This window comes from Aeromonas sp. 601027, from assembly GCF_049174455.1.
Taxonomy (GTDB): domain Bacteria; phylum Pseudomonadota; class Gammaproteobacteria; order Enterobacterales; family Aeromonadaceae; genus Aeromonas; species Aeromonas veronii_A.
The window spans coordinates 92,937-107,234 of sequence record NZ_JAAKTN010000012.1 but is presented as its reverse complement, the minus strand read 5'-3'; the positions used below and the strand labels follow the sequence as shown (position 1 = coordinate 107,234).

Genomic DNA, 14,298 nt, shown 5'->3' with positions numbered 1-14,298 from the left:
GAAAACCGGAACTGTCGAATCAAAGAGCGCCCATGCAAAACCGTTACAGCGACCTCGCAACCAGATTGACCCGCCACGTCACCGCCCCCGGCATCACCCCATCACCGGTGAAACAGGTCAACCTCATCTATACCACCGAGCACCATGGCCGCACCCCGGTGCTCTACCAACCGCGGATGATCGTTATTCTGCAGGGACACAAGGTGGGTTATCTGGCGGATCAGGTATTTCGCTACGACCCCAACCACTACCTGCTGATGACCCTGCCGCTGCCCTGCGAGTGCGAGTGTTTCGCCTCCCCCGAGCAGCCCCTGATCGGTTTCTCCATCGAGATCGATCTGGTCATCCTGCAGGAGCTGTTGCTGGAGCTGGGCGATGCCCTGCCCGCCCCCGCGCCGCAAAAGAGCGGCGTCCACTCGGTCCCCCTGTCGGAAACCATGTTCTGCGCCGCCGAGCGACTGATCGAGCTGATGGACAACCCGCTGCACGCCAGGGTGCTGGGGCCGCAGACGGTGCGGGAGATGCTGTTCCACGCCCTCACCGAGGGGGGCGGCCCGGCGCTGCAGGCGCTCGCCAATCGCCACAACCATGTGGGCCAGATCGCCCGGGTGCTGCGTATGATAGAGTCCCGTTATGCCGACAACCTCACCATGGAGGAGCTGGCGCGGGAGGTGAACATGAGCGTCTCCGCCTTTCACCACCACTTCAAGGCGGTCACCGCTACCTCGCCGCTGCAGTACATCAAGTCGTTTCGCCTGCACAAGGCGCGGATGATGATGTTGCACGACGGCATCAAGGCGGGCACCGCGGCGGCCAGAGTCGGTTACGAGAGCAACTCCCAGTTCAGTCGGGAGTACAAGCGCTTCTTCGGCAGCACGCCGACGGATCAGGCCTCCCGCTTTCGGGATGGCCAGCTGCGCATCATCGAGGGATAACAAGAGAGGGATTACTTATGCGTTCACTGCTTTGCCTGTTCACCGCTTTGCTGCTGACGGCCTGTACCGGGATTGCCGATGGCATCCGCCCCGTTACCGGCTTCCAGCTCGATCGTTATCTTGGCACCTGGTACGAAATCGCCCGCCTCGACCACAGCTTCGAACGGGGGCTGGAGCAGGTGAGCGCCACCTACAGCCTGCGCGATGACGGCGGCGTCAAGGTGCTCAACCGCGGCAAGCAGAGCGATGGCAGCTGGCGTGAGGCGGAGGGCAAGGCCTACTTCGTCGGCAACCCGGACGAGGCGCGGCTCAAGGTGAGCTTCTTCGGCCCCTTCTACGGCGGCTACAACGTCATCGACCTCGACCCCGATTACCAGCTCTCGCTGGTGACCAGCTACAACCACGACTACCTCTGGATCCTCTCCCGCTCACCCAACCCGCCCAAGGCGAAAGTGGATGCGCTGGTCGCCAAAGCGAAGTCGCTGGGCTTTGCCACCGACCAGCTGATTTGGGTCAAGCAGACCCCCTGAGACAGCACCGGTGGCGATGCCGTCGCCACCGGTTCTCTTCGCCTCTCCCTTTCACTTTCCTCACCCCAGCTCCGCACAACCACAGTCATACCCAGCCATTCGCTGACGGTTGCCAGATAGACATTGCGCAACAATCCCCATCACCCACCAACGGAAGAGAATAGCGATCATATTGTCAGCCCAATATTGTCGCCAGGCACCCCAAAATAATCTGAATGACTGATTAGGGGGCAAAAAATAGCCTGGACGGTGCAGGACTCACCATTTACCAGCGAACAATAAACCGGCAAAAACCCCCAATAGAAAACCAATCGAATCCCTTTTTGGGGATTTTTTGTTGCCATCGCAGTAACCAGATGATAAACAGCTCGGCCACCCCAAAATGCATATAAATATTCACTTTAACGAGGTGATTAATTGGAATTTATTAAATTAAGCGGAATTCTTATTATTTTATTGGGATTTTATTTCAAACTCGACACTCTGGCCGTCGTACTGGTGGCCGCCGTCACCACGGCGCTGGTCTCCGGTCTCTCCATGACCGATTGCCTCTCCCTGCTGGGGGAAGCCTTCGTCTCCAACCGCATGGTGACACTGTTTCTGCTGACCCTGCCGATGATCGGCATCTGTGAACGCTACGGCCTCAAACAGCAGGCGGTCACCCTGATCGAACGGATCAAGAAGCTCACCCCGGGCAAGTTCATGACCCTCTATATGTTTATCCGCGAACTGGCCGGTCTCTTCTCGGTGCGGGTTCAGGGTCACACCCAATTTATTCGTCCGCTGGTCAACCCCATGACTCAGGCAGCCGCCACCAAGGTGCACGGCAAATTAAGCGAAGAGGACGAGGAATATATCAAGGCGCGGGTTTCCGCCACCGAAAACTACGGCAACTTCTTTGCCCAGAATACCTTCGTCGCCTCAGCCGGGGTATTGCTGATCGTCGGCACATTTGAATCTCTTGGATATAGCGTCTCTGCCGTCGATATTGCCAAGGCATCCATGCCGATCGCCATTATCGCCCTGCTGATGGTGGCTATTTCCAATATGTGGTTTGACCGTCAGATGGCCAAGACATATACCGTGAGCAGCGACAAGGAGGGGCAACAATAATGGCGACCCTCATCCCCAACATGCTCGAATTCTTTTATGTGCTGATCGGCGTCATCCTGTTCAGCAGCGCCTGGCGCGTCCTGCGTGACCCCAGCCACCCGGCCAAAATCGGTACCGCCCTGTTCTGGACCATTCTGGGTGTACTGTTTGCCTTCGGCAGCTATATCCCCAATGTCATCAATGGCGTGCTGATCCTCGCCATGGGGGTCATCACCCTGCTCAAGCAGGTGAAGATCGGCAAGCTGGAGCAGGCGAGCGAGGAGGAGTCCCAGCGCCACGCCAGCCGCATCGGCAACCGGATCTTCCTCCCCTGCATCCTGCTGGCCGTGCTGGCGGTGGTGATCGCCCAGTTCACCCCCCTTGGCGGTCAGGTCGGTATCGGTCTGGCGGCGGTCATCGCCTTCGTCATCACGGTACTGCTGACTCGTGCCACCCCCTCTACCGTAGTGGGTGACTCCGACCGGATGATCCAGCAGGTCGGCATTACCGGCATTCTGCCGCAACTGCTGGCCGCGCTCGGGGTGATCTTCAACAAGTCCGGCGTCGGCGATGTCATCTCCCACGGCATCTCCACCGTAGTGCCGGTCGGCAGCCCCTTCGTCGGGGTGGTGGCCTACTGCCTCGGCATGATGGTCTTCACCATGATCATGGGCAACGCCTATGCCGCCTTCACGGTCATCACCGCCGGCATCGGCATCCCCTTCGTCATCGCCCAGGGCGGTGACCCGGTGGTGGCCGGTGCGCTGGCGATGACCGCCGGCTTCTGCGGCACCCTGATGACCCCCATGGCCGCCAACTTCAACGCCCTGCCCGCCGCCCTGCTGGAGATGAAGGATCTCAACAAGGTGATCAAGGTGCAGGTACCGATGGCGCTGACGCTGGTGCTGATCCATATCGCCCTCATGTATTTCTGGGCATTCTGACCATTCGGGAGAAGATGATGAAAGTACTGATTACCGGTTTTGACCCCTTCGGCGGCGAGCCCATCAACCCGGCATGGGAGGCGGTCAAACGCCTGCCAGAGACCATTCTGGACGCCACCGTGATCAAGGCGCAGCTCCCCACCGTCTTTGGCAAGTCAGCCACCCTGCTGGCGGAGCTGATGCGTCAGCACCAGCCCGACGTGGTGATCAACGTCGGACAGGCGGGCGGTCGCTTCGCCATTACCCCGGAGCGCATCGCCATCAACATCGACGATGCCCGTATCCCCGACAACGAGCAGCAGCAACCCATCGATGAAGTGATTCAGGCCGATGGCGCACCGGCCTACTTCTCCCGTCTGCCCCTCAAGGGAATGGTGCAGCGCATCAAGGAGAACGGCATTCCGGCGGCGCTCTCCAACACTGCCGGCACCTTCGTCTGCAACCACATCATGTACCAGCTGCACTACCTGATTGAAAAAGAGTTCCCGGCGGTGCGCGGCGGCTTTATTCACGTTCCCTACATCACCGAGCAGGTAGCGGACAAGGTGAACCAGCCCTGCCTCGCCATGAGCGAGATTACCCGCGCGCTGGCGCTGGCCATCGAGGCGGTGGTGCTGCAGCAGGATGGCGATATCAAAGTCGTGGGCGGCGAGATCTCATGAGCCTTTGCCAGCCACGCCCGCTGTTCGTCTACGGCAGCCTGATGGACGGGCTGTTCAACTACCGCCGCTATCTGGCTCACCACGTGAGCCAGACGCCCCGGCGCGCCCGGGTGCGCGGCGCTCTCTATCACCTGCAGCACAAGGGCTACCCCGCCCTGCTGCAGGGGGATGACTGGGTCTATGGCGAGCTGTTTGTGCTGGACGACTTCCCTGCCGCCATCGCGGCGCTCGACGAGATGGAGAACTTCCACGGCGAGGATGATCCCCAGAGCGAATATCTGCGCCAGCTCATCGAGGTGGAGATCTTCGACCCGGCGCAGGGGCGTTATGTCGGCCAACAGCAGGCCTACCACTACCGCTACGTAGTGCAGCACGATCCCAAGTGGCAACAGGGCAAGCACTACCTGCCCGACGGCAACTGGCGCGCTTTCCATCTGGCGCAACTGGAGAGCGCCGCCTGACGGTCAGCGACAATAACAAAGGGCAGCCCGCGGGCTGCCCTTTTTCATGGAAGATGGCCTGAGGATCAGAGCCGGAAGCGGCCGATCTCCTGCTCCAGCCGCTCGGTCAGCGACTTGAGTTCGGCCGCCTGAGCCGCCTCGTTGCCCGCCTGCTCGGCCAGCTCTTGCGAGACGTGGCGGATATTCTCGGTATTGCGGCTGATCTCGCCGGTCACCGAGGTCTGCTCCTCGGCCGCTGCGGCGATCTGGGTCGCCATGTCGCTGATGGAGCCGATCGCCTCGTTGATCCGGGCAAGGCTCTGGTTGGCCGCTTCCGCATCCTCGACGCTGGTACCCGCCAGCTGACGGCTGGTCTCCATACCACCCACGGCGCGACGGGTGGTCTGCTGCAGGGTCTCGATCATCTGCTGGATCTCGTCGGTGGAGTCGTGGGTGCGGCGTGACAGCACCCGTACCTCGTCCGCGACTACCGCAAAACCGCGGCCCTGCTCACCGGCCCGGGCAGCCTCGATGGCGGCGTTGAGCGCCAGCAGATTGGTCTGCTCGGCGATGCCGCTGATGGTCGCCAGAATGCCGCTGATCTTCTGGGCATGGTTGTCGAGCTCATTGATGATCTGGCTGGCATCGGCCACTTCGTCCGCCAGACCGGTAATGCTGCGCTGACTCTGGCCAACCTGGGATTGACCGGCGACCGCCAGTGCAACCGCATCGGTGGCGGTAGTGGCGGCAAACTCGGCGTTACCGGCGATCTCCTGGGTAGCGGAAGCCATCTCGGTCACCGCGGTCGCCACCATCACGATCTCGTCCTGCTGCTGGCGTACCCGCTGACTGCGGGCCTGCGCCCCGGCCGCCTGGGCACGGGACTGTGCCGCCAGCTCGATGGTCACATCCCGCAACCGACTGACGATGCCATGCAGCCGCGCCACGAACTGGTTGAAGTTCTGGGCCAGCTGGCCCACCTCATCCTTGCTGTGGGTGTTGATGTGAACTGTGAGATCCCCCTCGCCGTGGGCAATGTCGTGCAGGGCGTGCGCGACCCGACCGAGATCGGCGAACAGGTATTTGAAGGTGGCGGTGAGCAGAGCGCTGAATACCAGCATCAGCACCAGGGTCAGCCCCACCAGCTCCCACAGCAGGCTGCTGAGCGGCGCCTCCAGCACATCGCGATACATCACCATGGCCAGCAGCCAGTCGGTGCCCGGCACCGGTTGTACCGCCAGCAGCACATCCCGCCCGTCGAGGGTGGCGGCGTGCAGCTCGCTGTTTTCGCGGCCCCACTGCTGGAAGGTGGCGGCAGAGAGTCCCGGCGCCAGCTCGGCGATGGGCTTGAGTGCCAGATCCTTCTGCGGATGGCCGACGATGAGGCCGCTGCTGTCGAGCAGCATGGCGTAGCCCTCACCCTGCACCTTCATCGCCAGTACTTCATCGATCAGCTTGTCGAGCGCCAGGTTGGCCCCCACGGCGCCGACCAGCTCGCCCTGATGGCGCACCGGCTCGGAGAGAGTAACCACCAGCTTCTGCATGGTGACGCTGACATAGGGGGCAGTGACGATCAGCTGCCCCGCCTTCACCGCATCCTGATACCAGGGGCGCTCGCGCGGGTCATAGTTGCCGGTGTTGAGGGAGGGATCCTGCCGGGTCATCACCCCCTGCGCGGAGCCAAAATAGGTGAGGCCGAAGCCGCCGGAGGTGTAGGCCTGCTTCAGGTGCGGCACCAGCTCGGCTTGGGGGTTATCGCTGATCAGGTTGACCAGCGCATGGACGGTGTTCTTGCGATCCGTCATCCATTCGCCGATGGCGACCGAGTAGGCGTGGCCATAGTTGACCGCCTCGCTCTGGATGGCGCTCATGGTGCGGGATTTTAGGGTGTGAAAGGCAACGATGCCGAGCAGTGATGCCATCAGCAGCACTACGCCAAGACTGGTGGCCAGCAGCTTGCCGCGCAGAGAGAGGGTCATGACGACGAATCCTTGTTGTTGTGTCAGGCAGGGAAAACCCTGATGTATCAAAGGCTATCGGCCGCAATATGAACAGACTTTAGTGAATCTGTATATTTTCCCATCTATCAACAACAGAACGCGCTATTCGTGTGAACCAGATCGCTATTCCATGCTACTGACTCTTGTAACAACAAAGCAGCAGGCCGCCCTAAGGCGGCCTGTTACTTACCCCTGATATGCACCGGCGGAGTAGGTCAGCTCATAGCTGTGGCTGTAGATCTCGACGATATTGCCGAAGGGATCTTCCATGTAGACCATGCGGTAGGGCTTCTCGCCCGGGTAGTACTCGCGCACCGGCATCCGCTGCTTGCCGCCCGCCGCGACGATGCGCGCCGCCAGCCCCTCGACATCCGGATCCTGCACGCTGAAGTGGAACACTCCGGTCTTCCAGAATTCGAAGTTGTTCTCACGGCGCTCGCTGTTGGGAAACTCGAACAGCTCGATGCCGATCTTGTCGCCGGTGGAGAGGTGGGCGATGCGGAAGGAGCCCCAACCCGGGCCAAACACGTCGTTGCACATCACGCCGATGGCGGAGTCATCCTCGGTGATGGTGGTCGCCGGCATGATGAGATACCAGCCCATCACCTTGGTATAGAACTCGACCGCTTTGTCGAGGTCAGTCACCGTGATGCCGATGTGGGAGAAGTTGCGTGGGTAAGTCATAAGTCACCTTGAAATTGTGTGTGGGAAACAGGTGACATGATAGGAAGGAGAGCCATAATGAAAAATAAGGTCAAACTAATGGAAGGCATAAATTAAATTTATGGTTAATCCACTCTGGCTCCACACCCTGGTGGTGGTGCATGAAACCGGCAGTTTTACCCGTGCCGCCGATCGGCTGGATCTCACTCAGGCCGCCGTCAGTCAGCATATCTCGCGCCTCGAGGCCGAATTTGGCCCCCTGCTGCTGCGCAAGCCTCGTCTGCTGGAGCTCACCCCGCGCGGGCTGGTGCTGCTCGACTTCGCCCGCCAGCAGGAGCAGGCCGCCGAACAGCTGCGGGCACGCCTCTCGGACGACGACCCTCACCACGGCGCCATCACCCTGTCCACCCCGGGTAGCATTGGTCTGCTGCTCTATCCCCTGCTGCTCGACCAGCAACAAGAGCACCCCGGACTCACCATCCAGCACCGCTTTGCCCCCACCCCCGACATAGTGCAGGCGGTACTGGCGGGGCGCAGCGATCTGGGACTGGTGGATCAGCCGCCTGAACACCTCAGCATCGCCGCCGAGCCCTTCGCCCGCGAACCCCTCTGTCTGGTGGTGCCCAACGATGGCAAGGAGCCGAGCTGGCAGTACCTCTGTCAGCTCGGCTTTATCGACCACCCGGATGGCCGCAGCATGGCACAACGCCTGTTGGGACGACGCTACCCCGGCCAGCGCGTTGACGAGATCCCGCAGCGCGGCTTTACCAACCAGATCGGCCTGATCCTGGAGCCGGTCGCCCGCGGCCTCGGCTTTACCGTGCTGCCCCGCTTCGCCGTCACCGCCTTTGCCCAACAGGAGAAAATCCGGGTGATCCAGAGCAGTATTGAGGTGATCGACACCCTCTGGCTGATCTACCGCGCCGAGTGGCCGCTCCCCGCCCGCCACCAGCGGCTGGTCACCGTCCTGAAACAGCGGGTTGCTGCACATTGAACGCTCTTGCGGCAGACATAGAGATCAATGTGGCCACAGTCACCGAGAGCTAGCGGCAAGAAGGAGAAGAGAAAGGAGAGAGGGATAAATTGGCGAACGCCGGAAATGCGAAAGGCCAGCTCAATGAGCTGGCCTTTCTGAAAATGGCAGGGGCGGCAGGACTCGAACCCGCAACCATCGGTTTTGGAGACCGCTGTTCTACCAATTGGAACTACGCCCCTGCAACAAACGAGGCGTAGTATACAAAGCGGGTTTCAAAGGTAAAGGCTTTTTTCACACTTTTAATGCGATTGCACAAATCCCGAACAAGTCGCGCCGATTTGTGCAGCAACGAGGGGTAACTTGCTGTATTTCCAGACTCAGCGGGGTAGGAATGGGGCATAAATGGGGGTAGGGTGAAAGCAGGTACCGGGAGGCCACTTATGCTCAATTACCGACTGCTCCAACAACTTGCGCCCCTCAACTTCAGGGACGAACGCAAAACAGAGTCCCTGCCCGACTACCTGGCCCGGGTCGCCCCGCTGGTGCCCTTCATCCCCGAAAATGTGCTTTCCCAGTGGATTTACCGTCATTGGCGCGGTTTTGAGTCCAACTGGAGCTTTATCGATCTCGCCAGCCACCAGTTCGCATGCGAAAGCTGGCCCACCGCGCAGATTATCGAGCAGATAGACTCCCGCCATATGGAGGTGATCGAGCGCTGGGGCGAGATGCTGCGCAGCAACCGCTATGTCCGCCGCTCCTGGCTCGGCGAGAAGATGCTAAACGACGGCACCTGGCCCGAACCTGTCATCGTGCTGGTGCCGGAAGAGGGAGCCAGCTACCCGAACGGTCATCCCCTACCCCGCCCCTACTGCCTGCTGGAAGGACACCACAGACTCGGTTATTTGCGCGCCATGGCCCGCGATGGGGAATCGCTGCAAGAGACGCACAAGGTGTGGATTTGTCGTCATGTTTCCGTCACTTAAACGTTTTTCATGCTGAAATTGGCATCGTAAATAAAATTTTGACAATTAAAAAAGCGGCCCTATAATCTGTCCGGTTTTGAAAAAGGTCGGGACGAAACGATGCAGTTTTTGATTCAGAAAACAGCCTTGCAGACGGGTGGTGCGCACCAGAGCGGCCCCGTTGTTTCCGGTTCCCACCCCAAAGATCCCCAGTTATTTTTAAAAAAAGCCCCTGTTTCAGGGGCTTTTTTTTGTGCCCGAAAAACCTCCAATGATGTCAAAGGGAATGCAGACGATGACCAATCCACTCTATAAGAAACATGTCATCTCCATTTCGGACCTGACCCGGTCAGAAATGGAACTGGTAGTCTCAACCGCACAACGGTTGAAGGCTGAACCTGACACCAGCCTGTTGAAAGACAAGCTGGTTGCCAGCTGCTTCTTCGAAGCCTCCACCCGCACCCGCCTCTCCTTCGAGACCGCGGTACAGCGCCTTGGCGGCAACATCATCGGCTTCGCCGACGGTGGCAACACCAGCGCCAAGAAGGGCGAGACGCTGGCTGACTCCATCAAGATCATCGGCTCCTACTCGGATGCGGTGGTGATGCGCCACCCGAAAGAGGGTGCGGCCCGTCTAGCCTCCGAATTCTCCCGCGTGCCGGTCATCAACGGCGGCGACGGCTCCAACCAGCATCCGAGCCAGACCCTGCTCGACCTGTTCACCATCCATGAGACCCAGGGTCGTCTGGACAACCTCAACGTCGCCTTCGTCGGTGACCTGAAATATGGCCGCACCGTGCACTCGCTGGCCCAGGCCCTCAGCCTGTTCAACTGCCGCTTCTTCTTCATCTCCCCGGAAGCGCTGGCGATGCCGGACTACATCTGCGAAGAGCTGGAAGAGAAGGGTATCCAGTTCAGCGTCCACCAGACCATGGAAGAGGTGATGCCGGAGCTGGACATCCTCTACATGACCCGCGTCCAGAAAGAGCGCTTCGACGAGACCGAATACAAGCACATGGCCGCCAAGTTCATTCTGGAGCTGGCAACCCTGGAAGGGGCCAAGCCCACCATGAAGATCCTGCATCCCCTGCCCCGCGTCGACGAGATCGATGTGGCGGTCGACAAGACTCCCCACGCTTGCTACTTCCAGCAGGCGGAGAACGGGGTCTATGCACGCCAGGCGCTGCTGGCACTGGTACTGAACGAAACTGTCTGAGCTTAGGGGAATATCATGTCTGACAAGAACCAACTGCAAGTCGAAGCCATCCGTCACGGCTCCGTCATCGATCACATCCCCGCTGGCCAGGGCATCAAGATCCTCAAGCTGTTCCAGCTGGTCGAAACCCAGGAGCGGATCACCGTCGGCTTCAACCTGAAATCCGGCGCACTGGGCAAGAAGGATCTCATCAAGATTGAGAACACCCGCCTGACCGAGCAACAAGCCAACCAGCTGGCGCTGTTCGCCCCTAAAGCGACCGTCAACATCATCGAAGACTTCAATGTGGTGAAGAAGCACCAGCTGGAGCTGCCGGAGTTCATCGCCGGGGTGTTCCACTGCCCCAACTCCAACTGCATCTCCCACAACGAGCCGGTGGACAGCTACTTCCGGGTGCGCGAAGTGAAAGGCGTGGTGCGGATGAAGTGCAAATATTGCGAGAAGTCCTTCACTCAGGACATCGTCAGCGAGCGTTACTGATATCTGATTGGGCCCCGCGGGGCCCATTTTTGAACCCTGTCACATCACCGAATTTCCAGTCAGCTATAATTTGCCATCGCAAGATGGTAATGCCCGCTCATTCCCTGCATATAGATGGATTATCAGTGTTTTTACCTGATAACTGACTGCTATGGCAGATATCGCGCGTTTACCTCCGGTCATCATCAAAGGAATTCGCCGTGGTCAAAACCCTCAGTCGTCCCGTTGCCCAAGAGCCCGATCTGGCCCAGCTGGATGCCTGTCGCCAGATCATCGGTCAGCACTGCTACAGCACCCAGGAAGAGATCCGTCGCGAGCTGTCGGAGCGCGGCTTTGCCGACATCAGCCAGTCCACCATCTCCCGTCTGTTGCGCCGCCTCGGCGTCGCCAAGGCGCAGAATGCCAACGGCAAGAAGGTCTACACCCTGGTCGATGAGCAGCTGGAACCCGCCGGCAGTACCCGCTCGATCCACGACATGGTGCGCGAAGTGGTACACAACCAGCAGATGGTGCTGATCCACACCACTCCGGGGGCCGCCACCGTGGTGGCTCGCCTGCTGGACCGCAACGCCAATCCCGAGATCATGGGCGCCGTCGCGGGCAATGATGTAGTGCTGGTCGCGCCGCGCCATATCAGCCGCACCCGTCAGGCCCATGCCGCCGTGGTGCGCACGCTGGCGCAGGCCCGCTAACCCCTTCCATCGAATGCATCGAGGCGACCTGCGGGTCGCCTTTTTGTTGCCAGTTATGTTGTACCCATCACTTCTTGCGCCCATAAAAAACGGGAGCCATCAGGCTCCCGTCTCATCTTGCTTGTTATCCCTCAGGAGAGCACGGCGCCCAGGCTCAGGCAGATCACGATCAGCACAGTCAGGATACCGAGCAGCGGAGCCACCCACTTCAGCCAGCGCACATAAGGCACTTTGGCGATGGCCAGGCCGCCCATGACCACGGCGGAAGTCGGGGTCACCAGGTTCACCAGACCGGAGGCAGACTGGTAAGCCGTCACCACCAGATCGCGGCCCACGTTGGCGAAGTCGGCCAGCGGCGCCATGATCGGCATGGTCAGTACGGCCAGACCGGAGGAGGACGGCACCAGGAAGGAGAGCACCACTTCCAGCACGAACATCACGTTGATAAAGACGATGGTGGAGAGGCCGGTCACGATCCCTTCTGCACTGTGCAAAATGGTGTGAGTGATCATGCCGTTATCCATCACTACCACGATACCGCGGGCGATACCGATAATCAGCGCCACCCCCAGCAGGTCGCGAGCACCATCGATAAAGTTGGAGGTCAGCTCCTCCTCGCTCATGCGGGAGATGAGACCAACGATGATGGCGGCTGCCAGGAACACACCGGAGATCTGCGCCATCCACCAGCCCAGCACGGCCACACCGTAGATCATCACGGCAAAGGCGGCGACGAAGATACCCAGTACGATTTTACGGGTCAGGGTGAACTCCAGCATCTGGTCGCTCTTGTTGCCAAGGAAGTGGGCACGGTTCTCTTCCCACTTGTCAGCCACCAGCGATTTGCTCGGATCGCTGCGCACCATCTTGGCGTAACGCATGACGTAGGCGACGCAGAGCAGCCAACCAGCCACCAGCATGGCGACGCGCAGCCAGATACCGTCGGTGAAGGAGATACCCGCGGCGTTGGCCGCAATAACGGTCGCAAACGGGTTGATGGTGGAGCCGAGAGTACCGATACCGGCACCCAGCAATACGGTTGCCGCTGCCACCACGGGGTCGAAGCGGGCGGCCATCATCACCGGCACTAGCAGGGTGTAGAACGGCAGCGACTCTTCGGCCATCCCGTAGATGGTGCCCCCTGCGGCGAACAGCGCCATCAGGATCGGGATCATCCACTCTTCCCGGCCGCGCAGGCGGTCGGTCACACGCTCAATACCGGCATCGATGGCACCGGTCTTGGTCACAATGCCAAGAAAACCACCGATGATCAGGATAAAGAGGGAGACGTCGATGGCGCCTGCCTCATAGGTGTCGTGGTTGTAGAGGCCATCGATAGGTGCCAGCAGCACGTCGACGATCCCCTGGGGATTCCCCTCCACCAGTTTGTAGGTACCCGCCACCGGCACTTCTTTGCCGAGGGCTTCGTTCATGGTCATCTCATATTTGCCGGCCGGCACTATCCAGCTCAGGGCGGCCACCAGGGCGATCAGCACAAACAGTATCGTGTAGGCTGACGGGAACTTGAATTTGGTCATGGTCCAGCTTCCTTCTGTGGGTGTGGTATCCATGCAGGCTGCGGGTTGTAGGGTTAGAGGTATTATGCCGCTGTCACATGGTCGAAAAGCCGGGGGTCGCCCCCCGGCACCACTACTGCGACCTTAGTCGCCCAGCGTAGCAACCATCACTGCCTTGATGGTGTGCATCCGGTTTTCGGCCTCGTCGAACACGATGCTGTGCTCGGATTCGAACACGTCCTCGGTCACTTCCAGGCCTTTCATGCCATATTTGTCAGCTACTTCCTTGCCCATGGTGGTCTCGTCGTTGTGGAACGCCGGCAGGCAGTGCATGAACTTCACATCAGGATTCTTGGTGGCGTTGATGACATCCATGTTGACCTGATACGGGGTCATCAGTTTGACGCGCTGATCCCAGGCTTCTTTCGCTTCACCCATGGATACCCAGACGTCGGTGTAGAGGAAGTCCGCACCCAGCACACCCTCTTTCACATCTTCGGTCAGGGTGATGCGTGCGCCGGTCTCTTCGGCGATCAGGCGGCACTTGGCAACCAACTCCTCTTCCGGCCAGAAGGCTTTCGGCGCGACCAGACGGATGTCCATGCCCATTTTGGCGGCGCCGACCATCAGGGAGTTACCCATGTTGTTGCGGGCATCACCCAAGTAGGCGAACTTGATTTGATCCAGACGCTTGCCCTTGCCGTGCTCCAGCATGGTCATGAAATCGGCCAGGATCTGGGTCGGGTGGAATTCGTTGGTCAGGCCGTTCCAGACCGGAACACCGGCGTAGGCGCCCAGCTCTTCCACGATCTCCTGACCGTAGCCGCGGTATTCGATACCGTCATACATGCGGCCCAGTACACGGGCGGTGTCCTTCATGGACTCCTTGTGACCGATTTGGGAACCGCTTGGGCCAAGGTAGGAGACTTGCGCGCCCTGGTCGAAGGCCGCTACTTCAAACGCACAGCGGGTACGGGTGGAGGTCTTCTCGAAAATCAGGGCAATGTTTTTGCCGGTCAGGTGTTTGCGCTCGTAGCCACCGTATTTGGCTTTCTTCAGGTCGATGGCCAGGTCGATCATGTATTGGATTTCGCGCGGGGTGAAGTCCAGCAGTTTCAGGAAGTTACGGTTACGCAGATTAAAAGCCATGATGAGTTCTCTCTATATATGTTTCAGACCAGTTCGGGCA

Annotated in this window: 16 protein-coding genes and 1 tRNA gene; 12 read left to right on the top strand and 5 right to left on the bottom strand. The window is 59.8% G+C overall.

The annotated features are described in order from the left end of the window. Window positions 1-32: 32 nt before the first annotated feature. The 6 genes from G5193_RS15705 (at window position 33) to G5193_RS15680 (ending at window position 4,624) form a co-directional block, all read left to right on the top strand. Complete coding sequence (locus tag G5193_RS15705; protein ID WP_421206339.1) at window positions 33-935, top strand: AraC family transcriptional regulator; 903 nt, start codon at window positions 33-35, stop codon at window positions 933-935. Between the two features lie 17 nt (window positions 936-952). Further along, window positions 953-1,465, top strand: coding sequence for a lipocalin family protein (locus G5193_RS15700; RefSeq protein WP_005356301.1), 513 nt, complete (start codon window positions 953-955; stop codon window positions 1,463-1,465). 417 nt (window positions 1,466-1,882) lie between these two features. Further along, a complete protein-coding gene (locus tag G5193_RS15695) occupies window positions 1,883-2,578 on the top strand; it encodes a DUF969 domain-containing protein (RefSeq protein ID WP_005341931.1) in 696 nt (231 codons plus the stop codon). After that, entirely contained in the window at window positions 2,578-3,501 is a 924-nt protein-coding gene (locus tag G5193_RS15690; protein ID WP_216952266.1) for a DUF979 domain-containing protein, read from the top strand. The genes G5193_RS15695 and G5193_RS15690 overlap by 1 nt, the downstream gene beginning before the upstream one ends. Before the next feature lie 14 nt (window positions 3,502-3,515). Then, complete coding sequence (gene pcp, locus G5193_RS15685; protein WP_421206337.1) at window positions 3,516-4,163, top strand: pyroglutamyl-peptidase I; 648 nt, start codon at window positions 3,516-3,518, stop codon at window positions 4,161-4,163. Beyond that, window positions 4,160-4,624 carry a gamma-glutamylcyclotransferase family protein gene (locus tag G5193_RS15680; RefSeq protein ID WP_042031904.1) on the top strand — a complete coding sequence of 155 codons (465 nt, stop codon included), beginning with the start codon at window positions 4,160-4,162 and terminating at the stop codon, window positions 4,622-4,624. Before pcp ends, G5193_RS15680 begins: the two co-directional genes overlap by 4 nt. Before the next feature lie 65 nt (window positions 4,625-4,689). Here the strand turns inward: G5193_RS15680 and G5193_RS15675 are convergent, their stop codons facing one another. After that, entirely contained in the window at window positions 4,690-6,582 is a 1,893-nt protein-coding gene (locus tag G5193_RS15675) for a methyl-accepting chemotaxis protein (protein WP_421206335.1), read from the bottom strand. Between the two features lie 207 nt (window positions 6,583-6,789). Next, window positions 6,790-7,287 (bottom strand): lactoylglutathione lyase family protein, encoded by a 498-nt coding sequence (locus G5193_RS15670; RefSeq protein WP_005339743.1) that lies wholly within the window; start codon window positions 7,285-7,287, stop codon window positions 6,790-6,792. Between the two features lie 100 nt (window positions 7,288-7,387). Between G5193_RS15670 and G5193_RS15665 the strand changes: the two genes are divergently transcribed. Further along, on the top strand, window positions 7,388-8,260 hold the full coding sequence (locus tag G5193_RS15665) for a LysR family transcriptional regulator (RefSeq protein WP_421206333.1): 873 nt from the start codon (window positions 7,388-7,390) through the stop codon (window positions 8,258-8,260). Between the two features lie 144 nt (window positions 8,261-8,404). On the opposite strand, the gene G5193_RS15660 is transcribed toward G5193_RS15665, so the two are convergent. After that, window positions 8,405-8,481: transfer RNA gene (locus G5193_RS15660), tRNA-Trp, on the bottom strand. A gap of 201 nt (window positions 8,482-8,682) precedes the next feature. Here G5193_RS15660 and G5193_RS15655 point away from each other — a divergent pair. The 5 genes from G5193_RS15655 to G5193_RS15635 all read left to right on the top strand — a co-directional run bounded on the left by G5193_RS15655 (window position 8,683) and on the right by G5193_RS15635 (window position 11,592). Next, the gene (locus G5193_RS15655; protein ID WP_335865244.1) at window positions 8,683-9,225 is read left to right on the top strand and encodes a hypothetical protein; all 543 of its coding nucleotides are present in this window, start codon (window positions 8,683-8,685) and stop codon (window positions 9,223-9,225) included. 99 nt (window positions 9,226-9,324) lie between these two features. After that, window positions 9,325-9,519, top strand: coding sequence for a hypothetical protein (locus G5193_RS15650; RefSeq protein ID WP_133249581.1), 195 nt, complete (start codon window positions 9,325-9,327; stop codon window positions 9,517-9,519). Further along, window positions 9,500-10,420, top strand: coding sequence for an aspartate carbamoyltransferase (gene pyrB / locus G5193_RS15645; protein WP_005339735.1), 921 nt, complete (start codon window positions 9,500-9,502; stop codon window positions 10,418-10,420). The genes G5193_RS15650 and pyrB overlap by 20 nt, the downstream gene beginning before the upstream one ends. A 15-nt stretch (window positions 10,421-10,435) precedes the next feature. After that, the gene (gene pyrI, locus G5193_RS15640; RefSeq protein ID WP_005339730.1) at window positions 10,436-10,900 is read left to right on the top strand and encodes an aspartate carbamoyltransferase regulatory subunit; all 465 of its coding nucleotides are present in this window, start codon (window positions 10,436-10,438) and stop codon (window positions 10,898-10,900) included. A gap of 200 nt (window positions 10,901-11,100) precedes the next feature. After that, window positions 11,101-11,592 (top strand): arginine repressor, encoded by a 492-nt coding sequence (locus G5193_RS15635; RefSeq protein ID WP_005339728.1) that lies wholly within the window; start codon window positions 11,101-11,103, stop codon window positions 11,590-11,592. 131 nt (window positions 11,593-11,723) lie between these two features. Here the strand turns inward: G5193_RS15635 and G5193_RS15630 are convergent, their stop codons facing one another. Then, window positions 11,724-13,130 carry a YfcC family protein gene (locus tag G5193_RS15630; protein ID WP_120416203.1) on the bottom strand — a complete coding sequence of 469 codons (1,407 nt, stop codon included), beginning with the start codon at window positions 13,128-13,130 and terminating at the stop codon, window positions 11,724-11,726. A 123-nt stretch (window positions 13,131-13,253) separates the two neighbouring features. Further along, the gene (gene argF / locus G5193_RS15625; RefSeq protein WP_040095168.1) at window positions 13,254-14,258 is read right to left on the bottom strand and encodes an ornithine carbamoyltransferase; all 1,005 of its coding nucleotides are present in this window, start codon (window positions 14,256-14,258) and stop codon (window positions 13,254-13,256) included. Window positions 14,259-14,298: the final 40 nt, after the last annotated feature.

What these genes read in the sequence shown, in the direction of transcription:
- G5193_RS15705 (WP_421206339.1), top strand. Translation starts at nt 33, where the DNA reads ATGCAAAACCGTTACAGCGACCTCGCAACCAGATTGACCCGCCACGTC.
- G5193_RS15675 (WP_421206335.1), bottom strand. Translation starts at nt 6,582, where the DNA reads ATGACCCTCTCTCTGCGCGGCAAGCTGCTGGCCACCAGTCTTGGCGTA.
- pyrI (WP_005339730.1), top strand. Translation starts at nt 10,436, where the DNA reads ATGTCTGACAAGAACCAACTGCAAGTCGAAGCCATCCGTCACGGCTCC.
- G5193_RS15665 (WP_421206333.1), top strand. Translation starts at nt 7,388, where the DNA reads ATGGTTAATCCACTCTGGCTCCACACCCTGGTGGTGGTGCATGAAACC.
- G5193_RS15700 (WP_005356301.1), top strand. Translation starts at nt 953, where the DNA reads ATGCGTTCACTGCTTTGCCTGTTCACCGCTTTGCTGCTGACGGCCTGT.
- G5193_RS15670 (WP_005339743.1), bottom strand. Translation starts at nt 7,287, where the DNA reads ATGACTTACCCACGCAACTTCTCCCACATCGGCATCACGGTGACTGAC.
- G5193_RS15690 (WP_216952266.1), top strand. Translation starts at nt 2,578, where the DNA reads ATGGCGACCCTCATCCCCAACATGCTCGAATTCTTTTATGTGCTGATC.
- G5193_RS15655 (WP_335865244.1), top strand. Translation starts at nt 8,683, where the DNA reads ATGCTCAATTACCGACTGCTCCAACAACTTGCGCCCCTCAACTTCAGG.
- G5193_RS15680 (WP_042031904.1), top strand. Translation starts at nt 4,160, where the DNA reads ATGAGCCTTTGCCAGCCACGCCCGCTGTTCGTCTACGGCAGCCTGATG.
- pyrB (WP_005339735.1), top strand. Translation starts at nt 9,500, where the DNA reads ATGACCAATCCACTCTATAAGAAACATGTCATCTCCATTTCGGACCTG.
- pcp (WP_421206337.1), top strand. Translation starts at nt 3,516, where the DNA reads ATGATGAAAGTACTGATTACCGGTTTTGACCCCTTCGGCGGCGAGCCC.
- argF (WP_040095168.1), bottom strand. Translation starts at nt 14,258, where the DNA reads ATGGCTTTTAATCTGCGTAACCGTAACTTCCTGAAACTGCTGGACTTC.
- G5193_RS15630 (WP_120416203.1), bottom strand. Translation starts at nt 13,130, where the DNA reads ATGACCAAATTCAAGTTCCCGTCAGCCTACACGATACTGTTTGTGCTG.
- G5193_RS15650 (WP_133249581.1), top strand. Translation starts at nt 9,325, where the DNA reads ATGCAGTTTTTGATTCAGAAAACAGCCTTGCAGACGGGTGGTGCGCAC.